This window comes from Flavobacterium sp. CF108 (genome assembly GCF_900129795.1).
In the GTDB taxonomy this organism is placed as follows: Bacteria; Bacteroidota; Bacteroidia; order Flavobacteriales; family Flavobacteriaceae; genus Flavobacterium.
On sequence record NZ_FQWW01000005.1, the window covers coordinates 71,087 to 96,791 of the forward strand.

The following is a 25,705-nucleotide window of genomic DNA, read 5'->3' on the forward strand; positions in this document are numbered from 1 at the left end:
AATACCGAAACGTCTTTCATTCCTACTCATGGCAGGAAATGAAAAACGTTGCAGTCTTTTTTGGTAATCATATTGTTTTAGCTGCGAATACAACTGTCGCTTTTATTTTATCCTGAGAAAAAAAACTTCTCTCAGGATTTTTTTAAACGAATCTTTATTAAAAACTATTTAAAACAATAGTTTTTCTATTTATTTGCCATACAGCGTATAGGTGCTTTATAGCTTCCAGCAGTATTAACTTGTAATGACGAAGGACTACCTCCAAATAAAGCTACACCATAATTATAACCACCTGAATAAACAGAAGTAGAAGACCAATAGAGGTACTGCCAAGAACTACTAAGTAACGTTGAAGCATTTGGAAGCATCAAAGAAGTACCAATTAACACCCCTCCATCTCCTATACTTGTTTTATTATTTGCTGGATTTTTGGCATTATAAGTTAGGACCGCCTGCCATTCTGCTTGAGTAGGTATGTGGTAACCTCCAGGGCATGGATTATTCTCTGGTTTCCAGTTGCTTCCTGTAAGTGCTGTAGTTGCATCAGGGCTTGAATTCCCAAAGTAATAATAGACTCCAACTAATTTAGGATCAGGCGATAACGGAGGCAAGGATGTATCTGCACCTAAGTTATGACACATAAACTCTCTCCATTCTGTAGCATTAATTTTTGCACCACAGCACATACAGTCTTTTATTTGTACTGTTAGTTTTACTGCTTTTTCGCCGGCTGCGTCATTAAAAATGGCATATATGTCTAGTTTAACCGCATCTGCATTAGTCGTACCTTTTGCTGTATTGTATAAATCTGCATTATATTTTATCGTTATATTGTAATTGTTAGTTGTATATGAATCAACAATTTTACCTGTACCCAATGATTCTACAAATTGAAAATGAAAATTACTTATTGCACCACCACTTGGGGTAAAAGTATAAGTATAAGTTGGAGCAAAATCTGCTTTCATAGATGAACGGGATGCCAGCGTACCACACTGATCAGTGTTGTTTATTTGTACAACATCAAAACAAGTTTTACCGCTTAAACTACCGCCACCTGGCAAGATATCGCCTGGATTTTTGGTTACTGTAACTTTAGCTGTTGTTGCCGAAGTTGCTTTTGGGTTACCTGTACAGCCGTTTGTTACAATACAGTAAAAATAATAAGTACCTTCTGTAAGGCTGGCTGTAGTATACGAAGCTCCATTACCTACCTTAGTACCTCCTGTCGTACTGTCAGTTGCATTTTGATACCATGCATAGGTTTCTGTATTAGTTTTATCTACTGAAACACTTACAGTAACGCTTGTTTTTGCTACTATAGTCTGCGCAGATGATATTGAAAGAATAACAGGCGTAGGACATCCATTGTTCATCGTGATTTCCTTCTCTATCGTTTTTTCGCCGCATTCGTTTTTTGCTGTTACTGCAATTTTTACTTTTTGACCTTCAGTTCCAGTCTTTGGAAGATCTATTGTTGCAGTCTTTCCGGTAGCATTTGGAACTACAACTCCATCCATAGTCCAGATATAAGAGGAATCGTATGAATTAGTAACGGTAAGAGTAATTGATGAACCAAAAGTTTGATCAGCAGGAGGATTTACCAGAGGATCCCACGAAACATTAGGTCCGTCTGAGTTTCCAGAAATTGTTTTTTCTATCATTGGGCTTGAACAGCCAGTTGTATTAGTTATAGTAACCCCATAAGTTCCTTCAGTCGTTACATTAAGTTCATTACTGCTTTCCCCCTCTATTATTGCACCGCCTTTGTACCAGGTGTAGGTATAATTTCCTTGATTTAAAACAGTTAAAGTTGCCTTGCCTTTACAAAGTGTACTAGTGGTATTAATATTTGGGTTTTCCGGAGTGCTGCCCTGAGTTATATCGGCCTTTAAAACACTTTGCTCTGCAGCACATTTAGCCCCGCTGTTATCGGTCGCCACCATACGAAGTGAAATGGTTGACTGAGAAGCCGGAACAGTAAATGGATTAGCAGTTATCACATCATTGCCATTATACCATGTATAGGCAACTCCGCTTTGCTGATTTTTAATACTTAAATATAAGCTTCCTCCAGAACAAAATTTTGTAAAGGTATTTAACGGCACGCCATTTACCAATACATCACTAGGATCAAGAGGCACTTGTCCTGTTGCTTCGCTTTTAGTAACCTGAATACTGTTTGAAGGTTTAGAATAACAGCTTCCGTCTTTTACAGCTGCAAACCATTCACCCACACTGCTGTCACCGCTTATTTGTATAGATTCCCCTGTTTTCTCTTCTTTACCATTATGGAACCAAACAACAGAAGCAGTACCGTTTCCTGATACCGAAAGCGTTACTTTGCCCGTGCCGCAAATCACACCATTATTAGATGCTAATGCAGAAAGAGTAATTGGTGTTATAGTTCCACCTGATGTAATGTTTTTTTCATTTGCTGCATTCGTATTACAACCTACAGCTCCCATAGAAATATTGTAGTTTCCTGTTAGCGTGGCTACATAATAATTAATGCCACGAGCAACTTCTTTACCGTTACGCGTCCAGATTAATTTATCAAGGTTAGCTGTATTTGCCGGAACCGACAAATATACGGCACCGCCTGCGCATAAAGTTGTTGCAGATGCCGTCATTGTAGGTACGGCATAAGACATAGAGCTGCAGTCTACCCCTTTTTGAGAGAATAAAAACTCTTTGTACAAACTGGTACAACTACTGGTAACACGTACCAAAACGGTATGGATGTTTACCGTTTCATTTGGGAAAAAGTTAATTTTAAAGCTTCCATTAACATTATCTACATCAGTCAATGCTGCATATTCTGAACCGGCCGTAATACTGATCGTAAATGGCCCATTAGGGCAGTCAGGATCCTTAACATTAAATGTTTAGTCGCAGCCTGTACCATCAGCCGCTACATCTACACATGGCTGCGGGCTAATCGTTGTCTGGGATGTTCCATCACATAAACTTACCCAGCGTGAGGCGTTCCAATATTCGACACAGTCAGTAGTTTTGTTATAAATAGTAAGTCCGTTTCCTTTGTCAGTAGCTTTTACTGCAAAAGCATCACGTTCTGCAGTAGTCATTTGAGGCAGTCGAAGTCCGCCTTTGTTAAGCAGTTCAAGCACAGAGAAAGCCTCAGGCTCCTTTTTGCCCCCAATGGTCATTTGGGCCTGCATGTTTACCGAAAATAATATGGCTAGTAGGGAAAGCCACATACAAAATAGATTTTTCTTCATTTTTTAAATTATTTAATTATTTTAGGCGGCAGACTTCTAACTGCTATTCATAGAATAACAGCGTAAAAGACATACCTGAGCGATATCCTTTTGGGATATTCGTATATATTTTGTGGTATTTGTGGTATTGTTGAGTAAAAAATAGGCGCTATTGAATCTTGTCAATACGGCTTATAAAGATGAAAGGTCTGCCTGTTTATTAATTTAACGAGACATATTTTATTATAATCTGCTTATAAAACTTGGGGCTTTAAGGCTGATAAAGGAGTGTAATAATTTTTTGGTTTTTCTGGTATATTGGCTTGCTTATTTAAGTGTTGTCTGAATAAGGTTCATAATAACATCTTTGTGTGCTTTCTGCATAGTATCATAATCTTTTTTAATGCTGTCCGGCGTTATTCCATGTACCGTTCCGTTTACACATTGACGGATGTAATATTTTGACAGCCCATACTTTACAAACAAGGCTTCCAAAATATTCGCATCATAGGAGCCATAAACTTTTGTCTTACTTTTACCCATTGTCTTACTTATTTTCATTTATTAATGATCTTAATTTTACCCTGACGGCAGTACTTTTTGGGAGAAGTTAGTCTATACTGCCTATTTTTGTTTTCTTTTGAAATTCTTTGATTAATGCCTCGCGGTTTGCAATTATTTTAAGCAAAGCTTTTTTCGCAATTTCATCTCCTCTAAAAAATCTCATTTTCGCTGCAGGTGCATTAATACCCATTACCTGACCAAGTAAAGTGTAGTCACCATACAGCGTTTTCTCTTTAATTTGTTCGATTGTCATAACAAAAGGTTTATCTTTGAATGCTGAATAATATGCAAATATATGCAGAATTCTGCATAAAAACCTTACAAAAATACAATAATCTGTAATTTTTTCGAAATGAACGATGCAACTTCCAGATTTCTAGATGTTTACGAATATTTAAAAACAAAAAAAATTGTTAAGAATTCGAGAGATTTTGCTAATGAATTGAATATCAGTACTTCTCTTTTTACAGAAATCAGTAAAAAAAGAACCAATGCAGGAATGATTCCTATACAGAATTTAATAAAAAAATATAAAGACATTGATGCAAACTGGCTTTTAACTGGTGAGGGGTCTATGATAAAGAATAGCAGTATTGAAATCAATATTAATTACAAAGAATTAGCCGAAGCAAGACTTGAAATTATTAGTCTTAAAGATGAAAAGATTGAGTGGCTCAACAAAGAACTAAAAAAAAAGAAGGGTTTGTAGTGCAATCTTTCGACTTCGCTCAAGAGGACAAGGATTGTTTAAACCTATTGTATGTTTGCGAGGAACGAAGCAATCTCACTCCATTTATCACTAAAGTTGTTCCTTGTTAGTGCCGCTGCTTCGTTCCCCGCAATGACAATGCGTGCAGATTTTTGTCAAAGTTTTAAACTTTGACCAAATTACCTAACCACATAGTTTTAACGCAAAGAGACCCGACAGGTTTTTAAAACCTGTCGGGTCTGGGTTGTATTGCGGAGTTACTTTGCGCCCTTCGACTTCGCTCAGGCTGACAATGATTGTGGTAAACAAAGAATCAGAATTTTTAATTCATAATTTTTAATTCATCACTCATTCCTCTAATATAATAGACGGTAAATTCTCATTGAGCCATTTGTATTTATTGAGGATCATAATATGGGTCCCGCCTTTTACTACTATACAGCTGTTGATATATTTTATAGGAAAAACTTCATCCTGATCGCCATGTATATGGATCACATTTTTGTCTACTATATTTCTCTCCCATAAAATAACCGATTCTACAGCCCATTGCAGATAATTAAGATCGCGAACGGCTAAAAACTTCTCGTATAATTTAATTCGTTTATTGATTTTTTCTCCAAAAGAGTATTTAGCCAGACTTTCGATATTCAAAATCAGCTTCATAGGAATCAGTTTGTAAGCTTTTGTTGTCTTCCCTATTTTCATTCTTCTAGGAAATTCGGCATTACTTCTTACACTCGAAATAATAATTACTTTTTTGGCCTGAACATGTTTTGCAATTTCCTGCACTAAAATTCCTCCAAAAGAAACGCCAATTAACACAGGGTTTTCATGTTTGATATTTTTTGAAATTCGGAGTGCGTAATCGGATAAAGCTTCTTTTGGATGCGGGATTTCCCATTCTAATAAACAGGTTTCAAAAATAGATTCATCTAATTTGATTCTTTCAAATATAGCAGGGCTAGCCGCCAGACCAGGCATAAAATATACAGGAATTTTGCTCATTTGTTTAAAATAGAATTACAACTACAGCTTTTATTTCAAGCTAAATTTACTTTTTTTAATAATATCTACAGCAAATAGAAGACCTTAATTGCATATTAAAACAAATTGAGTTGTAAAAACAAACGATTTTGCAATGAACTTAACCGCCAAAAAATAATTTTATATTGAAAATCAAATGATTACCTTTGCATTCCAAATCAGCCGCAGCTAAACGTCTTTTAAAAAGATTTTAGCTGACTATATTTTTCGTTCTTTTTCTAATATTTTTTAACCTACCCCAAAACATGACAAATATGGAACCTACCGAAACTATGGAAATCAAAGACAACACTTTTGCAAGACAATTTGAAACCGTGGTCCCTGAAGGATTATTAAGCGTTGAGTATTCTTTTCAGGAAAAAAAGATTTTTTTAACCAAAATCAATACGCCCGAAAACTTTGAAAACCAGCCTGTACTTGACAATTTACTTAAAAGCATTTTAGAATTAAGTACTGAGAAAAAATTTAGAGTTGTGCCGATTCATCCAAAAATCGCGGCTTTTTTCAAAAAAAATCCAAAATACAAAGATTTACTGCCGCCGGGAATCAGGATTTAAAAATCGCCAATTACCCAAAGCCATAATCCGCCAATTACCATATAAATAAAAAGCATTATAAGTCCGGTTATTAAACCTTTGACCCACCAGCTTTTTAAATCGACATATCCGCTCCCAAAGAAAACGGGAGCCGGACCATGTCCGTAATGCGTTAATGTTCCGTAAATTGATCCCACAAAACCAAGCATAAAAGCGAGAAGCAACCCCGGAATTCCCAGCGAAACCCCAACGCCTAAAAGTGCCGCATACATTGCCGCCACATGCGCAGTTGCACTTGCAAAGAGATAATGGCTGAAAAAATATACTAATATAATAATAGGAAAAGCCATCTGCCAGCTTAGTCCGCCAATTTCGGCTTTAACCACATTACTAAACCAGCCAATAAAACCTAATTCGTTTAAGGAACTTGCCATCATTACTAATACCGAAAACCATACGATGGTATCCCATGCTCCTTTTTCGGCTTTTACATCATCCCAGGTTAAAACGGAAGTAAGCAGTAAAATCACTAAACCAATAAAGGCTGTTGTGGTGGCATCAATAGAAAACAGATCTCCTGTCATCCAAAGAAATAATAAGATAAAGAAAGTCAAGAGCATCATCCATTCGTTTCTGGTGATTGGTCCCATTTCTTTTAGTTTTTGAGAAGCTATTTGTGGTGCATCTCCGGTTTTTTTAAGTTCCGGCGGATAAATCTTGTACAACACAAATGGAATAACAAAAAAGGCACACAAACCTGGCACGATTGCCGCCGCAGCCCAGGACATCCAGGTTATTTTTATTCCGAGATTAAGGGCAAATTTTTGACACATAGGATTACTCGCTGTTCCGGTAAGAAACATTGAGGACGCAATTAAATTCATATTATAACAGTTCAATGTTAAATACGAGCCTAGTTTTCGATGTGTTTCAGGTTCTTCCGGCAGAGAGCCAAAACTCATTGACATTGATTTCATTATAGGATAAATAATTCCTCCGCCACGAGCGGTATTACTTGGTACGGCTGGTGCCAAAACTAAATCGGCAAGACCTAAACCGTAAGCTAATCCAAGAGAACTTTTTCCGAATAATCGAATAAACAGAAAAGCAATTCTGTTTCCTAAACCTGTTTTTATAAATCCGCGGGCTATAAAAAATGAAATCCCAATAAGCCAGATTACTTTGTCCCCAAAACCTTTTAAGGCCAGTGTAATTGATTTTCCCGGATCGCCCGGCGCTAAAACCTGTGTGAAAGCGGTTAAGGCAATGGCAATCATACACATAGTTCCCATTGGGGCGGCTTTTAGAATAATTCCTAAAATGGCTGCAACAAATATGGCAAACAAATGCCAGGCTTCGGGTACGACACCGTTTGGCGCAGGAATAAACCAAATTGCTGTTCCAACGGCAAGTGTAATCAGGGTTTGAGGAATTTGTACTTCTTTCATGGTTTTGGAATTAAATTAAACTACAGCCTGCATTGAAACTGAATTAAAAATAAATTGTCGTTATAGGTTGATGTATCCGGGATATTTCGGTCGAAATGGTCTATCTCAAATCCCATTTCTATACGACCTGTATAGTTTTTTCCAAATTCAAGACTTATCATAGGAGTATAAGTCTGTCTAACATTTGAATCGATTTTAAAACTAGGATCAAATCTTTCATAACGACAGGATACTTCTAAAGAGGTTAATTTTTTATAATCGATTTGATATCGCACATTGGGCAGGAAATAAATTCCGCGCATTTGATAATCTGCCACATCGGCTGTTCTGGTATCAACAGGTAAAGAAAAATATAAGTTGTGATTTGTTCCTTGTTTGTATTCTACCTGCAAATCAAAAGTAAAACGGTCTGTAAGTCTGAAATCACTGGTAATATCTGCACCAAAGGCAAATACTTTTTCTTTAGAATATTTACCAATACCGCCGTTTAAACCGAGATTTATTTTATGTTTTTTTGATAATTCGAAAACCAGTCTCGAAGAATATTGTTTTCCGTTATCGTTGTCTTTTTCCTGATTTTTTCCGTTTCCGTTTAAAACCGAAACCGAATAATTTACAGGGATTTTACCAAGATCAAAATTTCCGGTTGCAGAAGCTCCTATTTGAAAGCTTGTCCAGCCATTTTTTCCAAATTCATAATACTGATTCGAGAAATCAAATGATTTTATAATATCAACGGGAACTAATTCCTCAATACCAAAAGCCGGTCGAAACTGCCCTCCTAAAACAGCAATGTATTTATTGAAGGTGTATTTTGCGTAGGCATTTTCGAGAACTTTACCTTTTGTATCTGATTTAAAATCGGCAAGGTTTACCAGAATTACAACTTCTGTAGCTTCACTTAATTTTGTATTTAACCCAACACGCATTCTTTTAATGTCAAAGGAACTTTGGGTTACGTCGCCCGTAGAATGGTGAACGCCCATAACATCCACATTATCTCCAAAACTTTCGAGATATCGTGCCTGAAAAAGCCCTTTAAACTGAAATTGGGGATATTTAACACCATCTTCAGAATCGGCTGCTTTTTGAGTTTCGGCAGTTTGTGCATTCGTGATAAGTGGTATTAAAAAAAGGATAAAAGCAATTCTTATTAGTAAAGGTGTATTCATACGCTCCAGAAATAAAAAATGAATTTAGCTAATTGTTTGAAAAAACCTAAAAATAACTAAAATGTAATTAGAAATATCTTACGAAAATAAGAAAAATAGTAATGTCTTGTAAAAATTATTGCACTAAAATCACATTTCTACGCTGAGTTTTTTTTACCATTAAGATATTAAGGTAATTAAGCTTAGTGTGTTTTTATCTTTAAGAGTATTAAGCTTTGCGTTATTAATGGGTCGAAAATTAAGTTAGTAACGTTTTTATTTATAAAGAACAGCTTAATTAACTTAATATCTTAATGGTAAAGACTAAAAAAGGCCGCTAAATTTTAGCAGCCTTTATATTTTTTATGAGAAAAAATTATTTTTCGATCTCTCTCATCGAGTCCATTTTTTTGTGGGCAAGGAAACCTGCTACGTCTTCAAAATGTTCTTTTACTCGTTTGTTTCCAAATTCGAATACTTTAGTCGCCAGTCCGTCAAGGAAATCACGGTCGTGAGAAACCAGAATCAAAGTTCCGTCAAAATCACGTAAGGCATCTTTAATGATGTCTTTGGTTTTCATATCTAAGTGATTCGAAGGCTCATCCAGAATTAACAAGTTAACGGGCTCTAACAATAATTTAATCATTGCCAAACGTGTTTTTTCTCCCCCTGAAAGTACTTTTACTTTTTTGGTAATATCATCACCCTGAAACATAAATGCTCCCAAAATATTTTTGATCTGCGTACGGATATCTCCTACTGCAATGGCATCGATTGTTTCAAAAATAGTTGCATTTTCATCTAATAATGAAGCCTGATTTTGTGCAAAGTATCCAATTTGTGCATTATGTCCAATTTCAACGCTTCCTGAATCAACGCCAATTTCTTTCATAATCGCTTTGATCATCGTTGATTTTCCTTCTCCGTTTTTTCCAACAAAAGCTACTTTTTGACCTCTTTCGATTACAATATTAGCATCTTTAAAAACCACATGATCTCCGTATGATTTCGCCATTTCTTTTACAATAACCGGATATTGTCCAGAACGTGCTGCGGGCGGGAATTTTAGTCGTAATGCTGACGTATCTACTTCATCAACCTGAACGATTTCAAGCTTTTCCAGCATTTTTACACGAGACTGAACGGCATCTGTTTTTGAGAATGTCCCTTTAAAACGATCGATAAACGCTCTGTTATCAGCAATCATTTTTTGCTGCTCGTCGTAAGCTTTCTGCTGGTGAATACGACGGTCTTTTCTTAATTCTAAATAATGAGAATATTTTGCTTTGTAATCGTAAATTCTTCCCATTGTTACTTCGATTGTACGGTTTGTAATATTGTCTACAAACGCTCTATCGTGCGAAATTACTACAACTGCTTTTGCTGAATTCACTAAAAATTCTTCTAACCATTGGATACTTTCAATATCCATGTGGTTGGTTGGCTCATCCAGTAAAATCAAGTCTGGTTTTTGCAATAGGATTTTTGCCAGTTCGATACGCATTCTCCATCCTCCTGAAAATTCAGAAGTTTGTCTTGTAAAATCTTCACGCTCGAAACCTAAACCAACTAAAATTTTCTCTACTTCAGCTTCGTAATTTACTTCTTCAATAGCATAATATTTCTCGCTTAAGTCCGAAACTCTTTCGATCAATTTCATATATTCGTCACTTTCGTAATCTGTACGAACGGTTAACTGCTCGTTGATTTCGTCAATTTCGGCTTTCATTCTAAAAATCTCACCAAAGGCTTTAGATGCTTCTTCCATTACGGTCGAACCGTCTTTTGTTAATAAATGCTGAGGCAGGTATGCTACAACAGCATCTTTTGGTGTAGAAATACTTCCGGTAGATGGTTTGCTCTGTCCTGCTATAATTTTTAAAAGTGTCGATTTTCCCGCACCATTTTTACCCATAAGAGCAATTTTGTCATTTTCATTGATAGCAAAAGAGACATCGCTAAAAAGTGTAGTTCCACCAAACTGAACCGAAATATCGTTAACTGTAATCATTATCTTCTGTGAATTTGTTTTATCGGTTAATCGTTTATTTGACTACCCATTTTTTTCGTGCTGCAAAGATAGATTAATTAGATAATTAGGCAATTAGAAAATGTGGCAATTTGATAATTAGATAATTTTGAGAATGTGACGATTAGAAGATTTTCTTTTTTTGCCACGAATTACACGAATTTTCACGAATTATTTTTTCAACTGGACTGAAGTCCAGCCCTACAGCATAGATCGAGCCGAAGGCTCTTTAAAGTTCCGAAGGAACGAATTATATTGTAGAGCTGGACTTCAGTCCAGTTTAATATGTAAAATAAATAAAACAACAGGTTTTAAAAACCTGTCGAATTGAAATTATCTCTGTTTCGTCAAATTCTATATTGCTGCTCTTAACTGGACTGAAGTCCAGCTCTACAATATAATTCGTTCCTTCGGAACTTTAATTGAGAGTTTTTGGGGCTCTATATTGTTGGGGTGAGCTTATTTGGCTGATCTGTAAAAAAAATAAACCCGACAGGTTTTAAAAACCTGTCGGGTTGAAATTATCTCTGTTTCATCAAATTCTATATTGCCGCTCTTAACTGGACTGAAGTCCAGCCCTACAATATAATTCGTTCCTTCGGAACTTTAATTGAGAATTTTTGGGGCTCTATATTGTTGGAGTAGGCTTATTTGGCTAATATGTAAAAAAAAAAACCGACTGGTTTTTAAAACCAGTCGGGTTGAAATTATCTCATTATCAAATTGACTAATTATCTAATTAATCTTTTCTCCATTTTTTAGTTTCTTCAAAAACGTGTTCTAATATTGAAGCTTCTATTTCATCAAAATCAATATTACGTCTTCCCATTACCAACTTTGCAGTTTCGAAAGCTTTTTTGGTAATATACGTAGTGAAACCTGCAGCTCCACCCCAGGAAAAACTCGGAACAAAATTTCTAGGAAAACCAGATCCGAAAATATTGGCACTTACTCCAACAACAGTTCCGGTATTAAACATTGTATTGATTCCGCATTTGCTGTGGTCACCCATCATTAAACCGCAAAACTGAAGCCCGGTTTTAGCAAAACCTTCTGTTTCGTAACTCCACAATTTCACTTCTTCGTAATTATTTTTCAGGTTTGAGTTATTACTGTCAGCTCCAATATTACACCATTCGCCTAAAACAGAATCTCCAAGAAATCCGTCATGCCCTTTGTTTGAATTAGCAAACAGGACAGAATTTTTAACCTCTCCTCCTATTCTTGATCCCGGACCAACTGTTGTTGCTCCGTAAACTTTTGCATTTAGTTTTACCTGTGCATTTTCACACAAAGCAAAAGGGCCGCGAATTACAGTTCCTTCCATGATCTCGGTATTCTTACCTATATATATAGGACCGTTTGATGCATTTAGGGTTACAAATTCTAATTTTGCCCCTTCTTCAATAAAAATATTTTCAGGCGCAATTGTATTTACACTTTTAGGAATTGGCTGTGATTTTCTGTCTTCAGTCAAATAAGCGAAGTCGGCACGAATAGCAGCATCATTCTTTGAGAAAATATCCCAAGTGTGCTCTACTGTCAAACATTCATCATTATATTGAATGATTTCATACGAATCGAAATCAACTTCTTCTTGGTTTTCTGTTGTAAAAAAAGCAATTACATCTTCTCCTTTAAAAATTGCCTGATTAGGTTTTAAGTCCGAAACTAATTCTGCAAGCGTATCATTTGGCAAATACGCAGCATTTATCATTACGTTTTCTTCCATTTCTACCATTGGGAATTTAGCAGAAAGGTAATCCTCCGTAATTGTTGTTATAGTCGAACCTAAACGAGTTTCCCATTTTTGGCGAATCGTCATAATTCCGATTAAAATATCAGCCACGGGCCTGGTAAAAGTAAAAGGTAAGAGAGCATTCCGGACGGGACCGTCAAAAAGAATGTAATTCATAAAATTAATTTAATGTGTTAAAATTTGTTTGGTTACCGAGGCCAAAGTTACAAATATTTATGTGTTTCATTAATATATGTTTTTTCTGATAGGCACGAAATCACGAATTTTTACATTCTCTTAATTTTAATTGATTTAGATTGTGATTATTTGGCTAAAGCCTATTTTGGGTTTTGATTTTATAACCTTCAGATAAATCTGAAGGCAATTGAAAAAATGTTTCCTGAATAATCAATTGCCAACATCTTTAGATGTTGGTAACTTAATCAACATTGCTACGGCTTTAGCCAAATCTTCTCCATATGGGATAAACAATCTCAACAACAAGAAAAACATAGCCTGCGGTTTCAACCGCTGGAACACAATATATTCACAATCCTTATCTCTTTGCACCCTGTGGTTGAAACCACAGGCAATATTTTAAATTTGAAAAAGAAAATTCGTGAATTACTTCATCTGTCCCTTTGGTCGAGTCGTGGCTAACAAAAAATAACCCCATAAAAAAAGCCTCCCAAATTGGAAGGCTTCTTATATAATTTTAAACAGCTATTATTTTTTAGCGTGTTTTGCATATTTAGTTTTGAATTTATCAATACGTCCTGCAGTATCGATAAGTTTAGATTTACCAGTATAAAAAGGGTGAGATGTTCTAGAAATCTCCATTTTTACAACTGGATACTCAACTCCGTCAACTTCAATTGTTTCTTTTGTATCTGCAGTAGATTTAGTGATAAAAACGTCATCATTTGACATGTCTTTAAATGCAACTAATCTGTAATTTTCTGGGTGAATTCCTTTTTTCATCTTTTCTTTTTATTTATTGTTTAGAACATTTTCATTTTGAAGCTTTTTCATGGTTAGAAAAAGGTATAAACAAACGATGCTCTTTTTGTTTAAAATTTTAATTAATTTTGAGTTTGCAAATTTACAATTCTTTTTTAATAAACAAATACTTAGCGTACTTTTTTTTAGTTAAATTCAAAAAGCTTTTTTTCTCCTTGATTATATTGGGAATTGCTATATTTGTGGATTAATTTTAAAACATATATAAATATGATTAATGAAGTTATAAAAAAGAATGGAGTTACATACGGAATTATCTTAGGTGTTATTTTGGCGCTGATTACGGCAACAATATATGCCGTTGATTTAAAATTGTTTGTTTCGGGCTGGATTGGCGGTCTGTCATTTGTTATTTATTTAGTAGTTGGTATTTTATTACTTACAAAAACAAAAAAAGAGATTGGTTTTTTCTCTTTTAAAGATGCCTTTACCACTTTTTTTATAACTACAATAATTGCTATAGCAATTTCTACTTTATTCAGTATCGTATTATTTAACGTAATTGATCCGGAAGCAAAAGAAACGGTAAACCAGTTACTTATTAAATATATGGCCGAGACATTACAAAAATTTGGAACTCCGGCTGCAGCTATCAACGAAGCTTTAGCTAAAATGAAAGAAAACAGCCCTTTCTCGACTACGGAACAATTAAAAGCATTAGTTTTTAGTATTGTTGGCTACTCTATTTTAGGATTAATTTTAGCAGCATTTTTTAAAAGCAAATCTACACAAGAATAAAAATTATAAATGAATCTATCTATACTTATACCGCTTCTAAACGAGGAGGAATCGCTTAAAGAACTCTACACATGGATTATTAAAGTGATGGAGTCTAACAATTACTCTTATGAAATCATTTTTGTAGATGATGGAAGTACGGATGATTCTTGGAATATTATTGAAAGTTTTTCTAACGAAAACCCAAATGTAAAAGGAATTCGTTTCATGAAGAATTTTGGAAAATCTCAGGCTTTACATGCTGGTTTCGCTAAAGCAAAAGGTGACGTTATCATTACTATGGATGCCGATTTGCAGGACAGTCCGGATGAGATTCCAGAATTGTATGAAATGATTACCAAAGAGAGATTCGATTTGGTTTCGGGATGGAAAAAGAAACGCTACGATTCTGTTGTAGCTAAAAATTTACCTTCAAAATTATTTAACTGGGCTGCCAGAAAAACTTCTGGTGTGGAGTTAAATGATTTTAACTGCGGGTTAAAAGCGTATAAAAATGCCGTTGTAAAAAACATTGAAGTTTCGGGCGAAATGCACCGATACATTCCTGTTTTAGCAAAAAATGCAGGTTTCGGAAAAATTGGAGAAAAAGTGGTAATTCACCAAGCTCGTAAATACGGAGAAACCAAATTTGGAATGGAACGCTTTATTAACGGATTCCTTGATTTAATTACGATTTGGTTTTTATCAAGATTCGGAAAAAGACCTATGCACTTATTTGGTGCAATGGGTTCGATTATGTTTATTATTGGATTTTTATCTGCCGGATATATTGGAGTTTCAAAACTATACCATATGTATAGCGGAGTAAAATACAGCCTGGTAACTAATAATCCGTGGTTTTATATAGCATTAACAACAATGATTCTGGGAACTCAGCTTTTCTTAGCTGGATTTTTAGGCGAAATCATTTTGAGAACTAAAAGCAACGAAGCAAGATATAAAGTAGCACGAGAAGTGAATTTTTGACACAAATCAGGAAAAAAAAATCCTTTTGAATCAAATTAACCTTTGAAGAAAAACTATCTTTATTTAAAACATAAAAGAAAATTTACATGAATATTGCACCTAATATATTAAACGCAGTAAACGAATGGCTTACGCCAACATTTGATCAGGAAACGCAGGCTGCGGTGAAAGAATTAATGACTACTTCGCCAAAGGAACTTGAGGAAAGTTTTTATAAAAACCTTGAATTTGGAACCGGCGGTATGCGCGGCGTTATGGGCGTAGGAAACAATAGAATTAATAAATATACACTTGGAAAAAATACTCAGGGTTTATCTGATTATTTACATGAGGTTTTTCCAAACCAGCCATTAAAAGTTGTTATTGCTTACGACTGTCGTCATAACAGTAATACTTTAGCAAAAGTGGTTGCTGATGTTTTTTCGGCAAACGGAATTCAGGTTTACTTATTCTCAGATTTAAGACCTACTCCGGAATTGTCTTTTGCACTTAAATATTTGGGATGCCAATGCGGAATTGTTCTTACGGCTTCGCACAACCCGCCAGAATACAATGGATATAAAGTATACTGGCAAGATGGCGGACAAATTGTTCCTCCACAAGATGATGCTATAATTAATGTAATCGAAAATTTAGAGTACCATAAAATTAAATTCAACTCAAACGAAAGTTTAATTCAATATATCGATACTGAAATTGACAAAGCGTTTGTAAAATCATCTATCGAAAACGCAAGTTTTAATACTCCGGCTGAAGCCAAAGATAATCTGCATATTGTTTTTACTTCATTGCACGGAACTTCTATAAAATCTGTTCCTGATACTTTATCGCAGGCAGGTTATAAAAATGTTCATATTGTACCGGAACAGGCGGTTCCAGACGGGGATTTCCCAACTGTAAAATCTCCAAACCCGGAAGAGCCTGAGGCTTTAACAATGGCTTTGGCCCTGGCAGATAAAACAAATTCTGATATCGTGGTGGGTACAGATCCTGATTGCGACCGTTTAGGTGTTGCGGTTAGAAATAACGACGGTAAAATGATTTTGCTTAACGGAAATCAAACGATGATTTTAATGACTTCTTTCCTTTTAAAACAATGGAAAAAAGCAGGAAAAATTAACGGAAAACAATTTGTAGGTTCGACTATTGTTTCGACCCCAATGATGATGGAACTGGCTACAAGCTACGGCGTTGAGTGCAAAGTTGGATTAACAGGATTTAAATGGATCGCTAAAATGATCAAAGATTTTCCTGAACTTCAGTTTATTGGCGGAGGTGAAGAAAGTTTTGGTTTTATGGTTGGCGACGCGGTTAGAGATAAAGATGCAGTTGCGGCTACCTTATTAATATGTGAAGTTGCTGCTCAGGCAAAAGCTGCAGGAAGCTCTGTTTATAAAGAACTTTTACAACTTTATGTTGAAAATGGTTTCTACAAAGAATATTTAGTTTCACTAACTAAAAAAGGAATGGAAGGTTTGCAGGAAATTAACCAAATGATGATTGATTTACGCGAAAATCCTTTAAAAGAAATCAACGGTCAGCGTGTGATTATGGTGGAAGATTATCAATCATCAACGGCATTGAATTTATTGACAGATGAAGTATCTACGATGGATATTCCAAAATCGAATGTATTGATTTACTATACAGAAGATGGATCTAAAATTTGTGCAAGACCAAGTGGAACTGAACCTAAAATTAAATTCTACATCAGCGTAAATGCTGAATTGGAATCGGTTTTAGATTTTGATGCTGCCGAAAGTTTCTTAGACGGAAAAATACAGAATATCATTGCAGACATGCAATTGAAATAAAAAAACGAGTGATAAGCTCTTTAAATACCTATTACAGCTGTGCAGACATTCTCTGCACAGTTGATTAAATTTTGATATTTAGAACTCTGGTTTACATTTAGAACAAATGCAAATCAGAGTTTTTTAATAAAAAAAACTAAAAAAAAATTGAAAACTAATCAATTGGATTAATTTTGTGCTGTGAAAAACCGCCAGAACAAATTAAGTTATAACCACAAAATTATATTGCTAAAAACTCGTAAGAGCATTGCCATAGCAGAAAAATAACATTCAAAAATAAATGAGTAATTTCAAAAAAATAGTTCCTTTTATATATCCATATAAAAAATATGCGTTCTTAAACATCTTTTTCAATGTTTTGTATGCACTTTTCAGCACACTTTCATTCGTTGCTTTAATACCAATGCTTCAGGTTTTATTTGACAAAACAAAGCAAAACACAGTAAAACCGGTATTTCACGGGATTATGAAAATCCAGCAATACGGAGAAGATTATTTAAGTTACTACATTACAACAACAAAAGGCACACACGAATCCGGGTATGTTTTATCGATAATGGTGGCTATTATAATCTCTATCTTTTTATTAAAAAACTTAGCCGATTATGCTGCAATGTTTTTTATTACTTTTTTACGAAATGGTGTTTTGAGAGATATGCGAAATGCGATGTACAAAAAAACGCTTGAACTGCCTTTGTCTTTTTATTCTGAAAAAAGAAAAGGAGATGTAATTTCCAGAATTTCTGCCGACGTAAATGAGGTTCAGACTTCCTTTTTGGCAATTTTGGAGCTTATTGTAAAAGAACCACTGACTATTATTTTTACTATCGTTACAATGTTAATTATCAGCCCGAAATTAACTTTGTTCGTCTTTATATTTATTCCGGTTTCTGGTTACATTATTTCATTAATTGGGAAACAACTTAAAAAACAATCGACAAAAGCACAACAGGAACAAGGTACTTTTTTATCTACTATCGAAGAAACTATTGGCGGATTGAAAGTGGTAAAAGGTTATAATTCTGAAAATTATTTCGGTACTGTTTTTCAAAACTCTACAGAGCGTTTTTTCAATTTATCAAACAGCATCGGTAATCGCCAGAACTTAGCTTCGCCAGCCAGTGAATTTATGGGAATTACGGTAATTGCCGTTTTACTTTGGTACGGAGGTCAGATGGTTTTAATTGATAAAACATTAGACGGCGCTGCATTTATTGCTTACATGGGATTAGCTTATAATATTTTAACTCCTGCAAAAGCGATTTCTAAAGCTTCATACGGAGTAAAAAGAGGAAATGCTGCTGCAGAACGCGTTTTGGAAATTTTAGATCAGCACAACCCTATTACAAGCAAAGTTGATGCGATTGAAAAAACAACTTTTGATAATGACATAAGCATTCAGCATATCAACTTTAAATATGAAAATGAAAATGTTTTAAAAGACTTTTCTCTTGACATTAAAAAAGGACAAACTGTTGCTCTTGTTGGACAGTCTGGAAGTGGAAAAAGTACCATTGCTAACTTATTAACCCGTTTTTATGATGTAAACGAAGGTTCTATTTCTATTGACAATGTCAATATTAAAGACATGAACCTGCAGTCGCTTCGTAGTTTAATGGGATTAGTAACTCAGGACAGTATTTTATTTAATGATACGATCAAAGCTAATATTGCATTAGGGAAATTAGATGCCACAGATGATGAAGTTATCGACGCACTTAAAATTGCAAATGCGTATGAGTTTGTCAAAGACCTTCCTTTAGGAATTTACACCAACATTGGTGACAGTGGAAACAAACTTTCCGGCGGACAAAAACAACGTTTATCTATTGCCAGAGCGGTATTGAAAAATCCTCCGATTATGATTCTGGATGAAGCAACATCGGCATTGGATACTGAAAGCGAGAAATTTGTTCAGGTGGCGCTTGAAAACATGATGCAGAACAGAACTTCGATTGTGATCGCACACCGACTTTCGACGATTCAAAAAGCAGATGTTATCGTGGTAATGCAAAAAGGAAAAATCGTTGAGCAGGGAACGCATGACCAATTAATTGCACTCAACGGAACTTATAATAAACTGGTTACCATGCAGTCTTTCGAATCTTAAGACTTATACATCATAACTAAAAAATCTACACAGATTAAGGAAATATTAAAACTCAGTTTAATTTCTTTAATCTGTGTTTTATTTTATAACTTTAGGTAGTAAAGATTAAAATCATTTAATTCTTATGGAAAATGTATCTTAGCAGCCCTAACATCAAACTGCCAGACGATCCTGATACTATTGTTTGGAAATATCTTGACCTATCTAAATTTCTTGATTTACTGCTTTCTAAAAAACTGTTCATGTCGCGGTCTGATAAATTTGAAGATCAATATGAGGGTACTTTTAGCGAGCCTACTTATGAAGAGATTAAAAAGCTTGCGGTTGACAATCCTGACTTTTTAAATTATTATAAAACGCATCGCGAACAGGTTGCCGTAAGCAGCTGGCATATTAACGAATACGAATCGTTTGCTATGTGGCAGATATTTACTCAAAACAGCGAAGGTTTAGCTATTCAGTCTACAATTGGAAGATTGCAAAAAGCTTTAAAGCCTGAGAATAATTTTGATCAGTATATTGGCGAAGTAAACTACATCGATTATAAAAAAGAATATATTCCGTTTGAGGATTTGTTCTTTCCTTTTTTATTCAAAAGAAAAAGCTTTCAATACGAACGCGAAGTCCGTATTCTAACCGATACTTCAAAAAGCGGCATCAAACTAAATGACGGAATAAAAATCAATGTTGATATCAATCAATTAATTGAGAAAATATACATTCACCCAAAATCTGAAAACTGGTATAAAAAACTGGTAATCGAATTGGTTGAACGCTTAGACTTTGGTTTTGAAATAGAAAAATCTGATTTAGAAAGCGACATTCTGATTTGATTTTTTACCTGCGAATCTTAATTACATTTGAACTGGACTGAAGTCCAGCCCTACAAAATTGATCGAGCCTAACGGCTCTTTTTTTTAATTTCTTCGAAATTATTGATATTGTAATTAATAATATAATCTTGCAATTCTTCAATCTAAAATCAACAATCTAAAATCCTAGATAGGCTTGTAACTTTTAACTTCCCATTTTTTAGAAGCTAAGTCGATATAATTGTAATGCAGTACATCATTTTTGTCGAATTGACCGTTTTGGTTGGTATCCTCGATTGTTCTGAAATACAGACGGTTTTTCGATTCAATCAAGCTCCAGTCAACTAATTCCTGAAGATCTGCTGAGACTTTTGTAAAGTTTTCTCCACTGATATCGCTTAAATATAAAGTTTTGATATCACTGGTATCAATTTTTCCGTCTTTGTTGGTATCTGAATCTGTTAGAGTATACACCATAACTTTATTTTTAGTTTTATCTGCAACCGTTTTTAAATACGTTGCCGTTAAAATCAAAACAGGTTTATCTGATAAAGCATGAATGGAATCTGAATCTGTTTTTTGAAATTTAAGGTTTTGTAAATATCCTGTAATTTCATATTCCCCTAAGTTAGAAATTGTAAAACTTACATCATTTACACTTGAAGATCCGTAACGTGCTTTTGAGCCTTTTTCAAAAACTCTTAAATCCCCAACCGGATGAATTAAATAATCTGTTCCTTCCATTTGAATAGGCAGATCAGCAACTTCAATCTGAGTCGAATCTGTTTTCGCAACACTTACTTTATTTGACACATCGTAACTTACTTTTGGCTTTTTAACTTCTTCACGACAGCTAATTAATGTTCCAACAATTGCTAAGGCTATATATTTAAAGTACTTTTTCATCGACAAATTATATTCAATTATCAAATATACTATTTTTGATTGTAATTTTGGTTTTTATTGAATTTTACTAGTGCGAAGATATTTAAAAGCACTATTCCGAAATAAGCAAAAAATAAAATCCAATTCTTTTTATACAAAGACAAATTATGTTGCAATTTTCTTTTTCGCGCTTGCTCTAAGAAATATTCTCTATTAACTTCTCCATAAGAACACGTAAAAGGAACTATTGTCTTTAAGTCTTTTCTAGGTTTAGGCTTTGGCATCATAAAAACCAAAAAATCATTATCATTTTGAATAAATATAGGCATCTTTTCTATTGCAAAAAAGTCTAAAAGCCTAATGTATACTTCATAGCGCATTTCATTCCCTAAATGAATCTTAATACCATTTATAGTATCGTGTTCTCGCTTCATTTTTCTTAAAGCAAACTGAAGATCATTCAATTTTGGTTTTTCTAGATCTTCAGTATTATTTAAAATAAACACATGATAATTCCTTTTGATTGCTAAAAGCGCCTCTTTCTGGCTAGAATCTGGTAAACTTATATCTATACTGCCTTCAATCTTAAAAGCATCTACTTTATAAAAATGATAAAAACAAAACAAAGGGATTAAAACCAAAGAAATCATTCCTGGAACGTAAAAAATCTTCTTTCTCTTCTCACGTTTTGCGATCATAGTCTCGCATTCAGTTTTATATTAAAAACTCTCGAAGTCATATAATTTGGAATCGCGTACTGGCTTTTAGAATACACATCGCGAACCCAGGTATTTGTAATTGCATTTTGATTATTGAAAAGATTGAAAATTTCCAGTCCAACAGCTAATTCTTTGAAGTTTTTCAACCAGCTTGTTTTAGAACTTTGTGTGCTGCTGTCTACAAAAACTTTAGCAAAACCAATATCAGCCCTTCTATAATCATTTAATCTGTTTTGATATAAATACGGATCAGAATATGCTGGCGCGCCGCCTGGCAAACCAGTATTGTAAACTACATTAAGATAAACTTTTACACTTGGAATATTTGGCATATAATCCTGAAACAACATCGCAAATTTTAAACGCTGATCTGTCGGACGAGCAATATAACCTTTGTTTTCGTAGTTTTCTTCTGTTTTTAAATATCCAAAACTTACCCACGATTCTGTTCCCGGCACAAATTCTCCGTTCAATCTAAAATCAAGACCTTGTGCATAAGCTTTTGCATTGTTATTGGCAACATATCGAATGCGGACGTTATCGATCGAATATACATTTACATCAGAAAGGGATTTATAATAAAGTTCCGTCACCCATTTAAAAGGACGGTTCCACATTTTAAAATTATAATCATTCCCTAATACAACATGAACTGCTTCCTGCGCTTTTACATTTGGATTTACAACGCCATCAAGATCACGAAGTTCTCGATAAAATGGCGGTTGATGGTATAATCCTCCAGAAATCCTGAAAACCATATCACGATCCCAATCTGGTTTTATGGCAAATTGCGCACGCGGACTTACTACAAACTGATTTTTTCCTTCTTCTATGGCTCCAGTAACATTCCAGCTTTGAAAACGTGCTCCAACATGATACCAAATTTGGCTTGAACCCAATTCAGACTGTTTGTTCCATTGTGCATAACCGGAAAATCTATTGATTGTATTAAAATTCGCAGCACGAATATCCTGATAAGGCAAAAGCGGACCTGTATAAGGCGAATACGGCTGATTATTTTCTGGCAGAATCACCAAAGGCGGATTTATAGAAAATCCTGCAGAATCGATCATCTCCCATTCTACTATTCTGTCTCGAATAGATTCTCTGGTATATTTTAATCCAAATTCTAGCTGACTTTCTTTCCAGTCTTTAAAACCTTTAATTTCAGCATTTGCGATTAAAGCATCTAAATCATTTCGGGCGTGATTCAACTGCGAACCAATTCCACGTGTAAAATCAATTGACGATGCATCTGTTGGATTTTCGGCATTCACATTTCCTAAACGATATTGGGCTAAAATATCAAAATGTTCTTTTTCTGTGGTATGAAATAACGAACCGATAAATTTTAAAGTCAGCGAAGGCGAAACTTTATACGTTGTTTTAAAGGCTCCAAAATAAGTATCGTATTGATCTTTTTCCTGACCTTCATAATAAACCGCCAGAGCCATTGGCTGATCGATGGTTCCAAATTTGGTTTCGCGGGTTAAGGGCTGATATAAATATTTATTCTGCGAAATATTCCCTAAAAAGCTAACCTGCCATTTTTCAGAAATATCATAATTTATATTGGTTTGAATATCCGCAAAAGTTGGTGTATAATTCGTTTGTGTATCCTGACTGTTTACCAATAAACTATTATTTCGGTAACGAACTCCGGTTACGGCCGACCATTTTTTATTTTTAGAAACTAAATCTACAGACGCACTTCCACCTAAAAAACTTGCCTCAAACGAAGCTCCAAACTGAGTTGGTTTTCTATAGGTAATATCTAAAACAGATGAAAGTTTATCTCCAAATTTTGCCTGAAATCCTCCAGCTGAGAAATCAACATTTTGAACTAAATCTGTATTGGTAAAACTCAATCCTTCCTGCTGACCTGAACGAATTAAAAACGGACGGTAAACTTCGACTTCATTTACATAAACTAAATTTTCGTCATAATTTCCGCCTCGAACGGCATATTGCGTACTTAATTCATTATTTGAATTTACGCCGGGAAGTGTTTTTAGAATATTTTCGATACCGGCATTTGCTCCCGGAATCTTTTTTATAGTGGCAGCATCAATAGTTGTAATTCCCTGAACACGTTTTTTATTTCGGGAAGAAACAAAAACTTCTCCCATTTGTTCCTGAGAATTATTCATTACAGGATTAAAAACAAAAACTTCATCAGGTTTTAAAGTAACCGTCAGGCTAATCATTTTTAACGAAATATGTGTAAAAATGATCGAAGCCTTTTTATTCGAAATCACATCAATTTCAAAAAAACCATTCGCATCAGATTGTGTGTTGTTTTTACCCGAAGTTATATTGACATTCGAAACAGGATGATTTTCATTATCTAAAATAATACCTTTTACATGAGCATTTTGAGCAAATGAAATACAAGTAAAGCACAAGAAAAGTAAAGCGAATATTAACCTGTTTTTATTCAAAGATTTGGATTTTATTTTTGTTGACTTCTAAAAAAATGAGTTTCAAAGATAGTAGAATTTCCTACATTGTCAACTACTTCAATTTTTAAAAAGTTTTCTCCTTCTGTCAAATATTGATCATCAAAAGTATGTGTAATTTTTCTATTTTTATTTTCATATTCAAATAAAACCCAGCTTCCGTTTAAATATCCGTTGTACGACTTTATTCCAGACAAAGAATCACTAATGGTAAACTCAATTTTTTTCTGATCGCTGATCCATTTTCCTTCAACAGGTTTTGCAATTTTTATAACCGGAGCAATCGTATCGAGAACCAAACCATACGTTCCTAATATTTTGGCTTTGGCAGTAAAAATGTCACCTTTTCTAAGAGTTCCGTTATAGCTTGTACCTTTTCCTATATAAAGTTTATCCTTTAAAGATTCCGGATAAACGGTATCTTTTATCGTAATTGTAAAATTAGAATGCACGGGAACGGTATCGTCATGAATATAAATTTTGTTGTTTTTTACATCAAAATTCAAATTAAAATCATCGTAGAAAGTTCCGGCAGGAAAGAAAACGGACATGTTATCTTTCTCAAAATTGGAATCTTTGTTGTAACGAACAAAATATTTTGATGTTACAGGTTCTGCTGGAACAAGCGGTGTTTCCAAATCATATTCAATCGGCACTGAAATCGAATTTGAATTTCCGAAATAATCAGAAACTTCGATTCTATAATTGGAAGTCAGATTTGGCACAGCCGAAATTATCCCTCTCAATGAATCTGTTTTAATAATACTCAACGCAAAAGGCGTTTTCATGAAAAGTTTCTGCACGCGCTGGCTCGTCTTTTTATATCGCGGGTAATCGATAAAAGCGTTGATATAACGCATTTCATCAAAGGAATACGTATTGAATTGGTAATTATAATTCTGGTTTCCGTTTAAAAATGTTGAAACATTAAAAACGCCATTTTTATTAAAAGAAACATCATCAGTATCAGATGCATTAATTCCAAAACCAATTTTTCCGTTTGTTTTTACTTTTGCAGCCAGATAAGTTCCGTCTTTTTGAAGCGTCATATTTACAAGCAGCGGCTGTTTAGACTGATTAACCGTTGCATTATCCAGCGGATACACATATAAACTTGATAATGTTGGTTTCTTAGTATCTTTAATATTTTGGTCAAAGCCAAAGAATATTGGATTGATGACAAACTCGGTTTTGGTATCACGAATTTCAAAATGAAGATGCGGCCCTTCAGATGAACCTGTATTTCCCGAAAGCGCGATTAATTGTCCTTTTGTAACCGGAAGTTCATCTGGTTTCAGCAGCATTTCAATTTCATAGGCTTTTTCCTGATAGTGTCTTTTTTTTACATAATCCTGAATTGGCCCAACGGTTGTCTGCAAATGTCCGTATACAGAAGTATACCCATTTGGATGCGTGATATAAATACATTTTCCGTTTCCAAAAGTCGAAATTTTAATCCTTGATATATAGCCATCAGCAATCGCATACACATTTAATCCTTCTTTTTGATTCGTTTTTAAGTCAAAACCTGCATGAAAATGATTAGGTCTTAACTCGCCAAAATTCCCCGAAAGCTGCATGGGGATATCCAGCGGCGGTCGAAAGTAATCTTTAGGATATTGTGTCTGGGCGAATAGAAATGGGCAAAATAAAAAGGCAAATATTGAAAATTTCATAGGTAACATTTTTGCTAAGGTAAAAAATTAACAGGTAAAAACCGAAGAAAAACTTACAAAAAC

Annotated in this window: 21 protein-coding genes; 7 read left to right on the plus strand and 14 right to left on the minus strand. The window is 34.6% G+C overall.

The features are described 5' to 3' along the window. Positions 1-185 precede the first annotated feature (185 nt). The 4 genes from BUE10_RS14515 to BUE10_RS14530 form a co-directional block, all read right to left on the minus strand. Positions 186-2,810 carry an Ig-like domain-containing protein gene (locus BUE10_RS14515; protein ID WP_073486253.1) on the minus strand — a complete coding sequence of 875 codons (2,625 nt, stop codon included), beginning with the start codon at positions 2,808-2,810 and terminating at the stop codon, positions 186-188. A 78-nt stretch (positions 2,811-2,888) separates the two neighbouring features. Further along, positions 2,889-3,242, minus strand: coding sequence for a hypothetical protein (locus tag BUE10_RS14520; protein WP_143187739.1), 354 nt, complete (start codon positions 3,240-3,242; stop codon positions 2,889-2,891). Between the two features lie 306 nt (positions 3,243-3,548). Continuing rightward, positions 3,549-3,782, minus strand: coding sequence for a hypothetical protein (locus BUE10_RS14525; RefSeq protein ID WP_143055975.1), 234 nt, complete (start codon positions 3,780-3,782; stop codon positions 3,549-3,551). Between the two features lie 49 nt (positions 3,783-3,831). Next, the gene (locus BUE10_RS14530) at positions 3,832-4,038 is read right to left on the minus strand and encodes a hypothetical protein (RefSeq protein ID WP_073486259.1); all 207 of its coding nucleotides are present in this window, start codon (positions 4,036-4,038) and stop codon (positions 3,832-3,834) included. Positions 4,039-4,137: 99 nt separating this feature from the next. Between BUE10_RS14530 and BUE10_RS14535 the strand changes: the two genes are divergently transcribed. Next, positions 4,138-4,494 (plus strand): hypothetical protein, encoded by a 357-nt coding sequence (locus BUE10_RS14535; RefSeq protein WP_073486261.1) that lies wholly within the window; start codon positions 4,138-4,140, stop codon positions 4,492-4,494. Between the two features lie 348 nt (positions 4,495-4,842). Here BUE10_RS14535 and BUE10_RS14540 read toward each other — a convergent pair whose 3' ends face one another. Then, a complete protein-coding gene (locus BUE10_RS14540) occupies positions 4,843-5,502 on the minus strand; it encodes an alpha/beta hydrolase family protein (protein WP_073486263.1) in 660 nt (219 codons plus the stop codon). 284 nt (positions 5,503-5,786) lie between these two features. On the opposite strand from BUE10_RS14540, the gene BUE10_RS14545 reads away from it, so the two are divergent. Beyond that, a complete protein-coding gene (locus BUE10_RS14545; RefSeq protein WP_234984747.1) occupies positions 5,787-6,098 on the plus strand; it encodes a GNAT family N-acetyltransferase in 312 nt (103 codons plus the stop codon). Here the strand turns inward: BUE10_RS14545 and BUE10_RS14550 are convergent. The 5 genes from BUE10_RS14550 to BUE10_RS14570 form a co-directional block, all read right to left on the minus strand. Then, positions 6,095-7,525: an anion permease gene (locus tag BUE10_RS14550; RefSeq protein ID WP_073486265.1), complete on the minus strand. Its 1,431-nt coding sequence runs from the start codon at positions 7,523-7,525 to the stop codon at positions 6,095-6,097. The two genes, BUE10_RS14545 and BUE10_RS14550, sit on opposite strands and share 4 nt — an antisense overlap. Positions 7,526-7,545: 20 nt before the next feature. Beyond that, positions 7,546-8,697, minus strand: a complete 1,152-nt coding sequence (locus BUE10_RS14555; protein ID WP_073486267.1) for a porin — start codon at positions 8,695-8,697, stop codon at positions 7,546-7,548. Positions 8,698-9,052: 355 nt separating this feature from the next. Further along, positions 9,053-10,687, minus strand: coding sequence for an ABC-F family ATP-binding cassette domain-containing protein (locus BUE10_RS14560; RefSeq protein ID WP_073486269.1), 1,635 nt, complete (start codon positions 10,685-10,687; stop codon positions 9,053-9,055). Between the two features lie 757 nt (positions 10,688-11,444). Then, positions 11,445-12,620, minus strand: coding sequence for a GlmU family protein (locus tag BUE10_RS14565; protein ID WP_073486271.1), 1,176 nt, complete (start codon positions 12,618-12,620; stop codon positions 11,445-11,447). 549 nt (positions 12,621-13,169) lie between these two features. Beyond that, entirely contained in the window at positions 13,170-13,424 is a 255-nt protein-coding gene (locus tag BUE10_RS14570) for a type B 50S ribosomal protein L31 (protein ID WP_011921626.1), read from the minus strand. A 249-nt stretch (positions 13,425-13,673) separates the two neighbouring features. On the opposite strand from BUE10_RS14570, the gene BUE10_RS14575 reads away from it, so the two are divergent. The 5 genes from BUE10_RS14575 (at position 13,674) to BUE10_RS14595 (ending at position 19,924) form a co-directional block, all read left to right on the plus strand. After that, positions 13,674-14,201: a DUF4199 domain-containing protein gene (locus BUE10_RS14575; protein WP_073486273.1), complete on the plus strand. Its 528-nt coding sequence runs from the start codon at positions 13,674-13,676 to the stop codon at positions 14,199-14,201. 9 nt (positions 14,202-14,210) lie between these two features. After that, positions 14,211-15,167 (plus strand): glycosyltransferase family 2 protein, encoded by a 957-nt coding sequence (locus BUE10_RS14580; RefSeq protein ID WP_073486275.1) that lies wholly within the window; start codon positions 14,211-14,213, stop codon positions 15,165-15,167. Positions 15,168-15,253: 86 nt separating this feature from the next. After that, positions 15,254-16,981, plus strand: a complete 1,728-nt coding sequence (locus tag BUE10_RS14585; protein WP_073486277.1) for a phospho-sugar mutase — start codon at positions 15,254-15,256, stop codon at positions 16,979-16,981. Between the two features lie 280 nt (positions 16,982-17,261). Continuing rightward, positions 17,262-19,091: an ABC transporter ATP-binding protein gene (locus BUE10_RS14590; RefSeq protein WP_073486279.1), complete on the plus strand. Its 1,830-nt coding sequence runs from the start codon at positions 17,262-17,264 to the stop codon at positions 19,089-19,091. Positions 19,092-19,222: 131 nt separating this feature from the next. Next, entirely contained in the window at positions 19,223-19,924 is a 702-nt protein-coding gene (locus BUE10_RS14595; protein WP_056201320.1) for a DUF2971 domain-containing protein, read from the plus strand. Between the two features lie 165 nt (positions 19,925-20,089). Here BUE10_RS14595 and BUE10_RS14600 read toward each other — a convergent pair whose 3' ends face one another. Genes BUE10_RS14600 through BUE10_RS14615 form a run of 4 tightly spaced genes read right to left on the minus strand, consistent with a single transcriptional unit; the run spans position 20,090 to position 25,642 of the window. Beyond that, entirely contained in the window at positions 20,090-20,809 is a 720-nt protein-coding gene (locus BUE10_RS14600) for a CREC-EF hand family protein (protein ID WP_073486280.1), read from the minus strand. Positions 20,810-20,838: 29 nt separating this feature from the next. Continuing rightward, entirely contained in the window at positions 20,839-21,486 is a 648-nt protein-coding gene (locus BUE10_RS14605; protein WP_073486282.1) for a hypothetical protein, read from the minus strand. Continuing rightward, a complete protein-coding gene (locus BUE10_RS14610) occupies positions 21,483-23,948 on the minus strand; it encodes a TonB-dependent receptor (RefSeq protein WP_073486284.1) in 2,466 nt (821 codons plus the stop codon). The genes BUE10_RS14605 and BUE10_RS14610 overlap by 4 nt, the downstream gene beginning before the upstream one ends. Before the next feature lie 11 nt (positions 23,949-23,959). Next, entirely contained in the window at positions 23,960-25,642 is a 1,683-nt protein-coding gene (locus BUE10_RS14615) for a M23 family metallopeptidase (protein WP_073486286.1), read from the minus strand. Between the last annotated feature and the right edge of the window lie 63 nt (positions 25,643-25,705).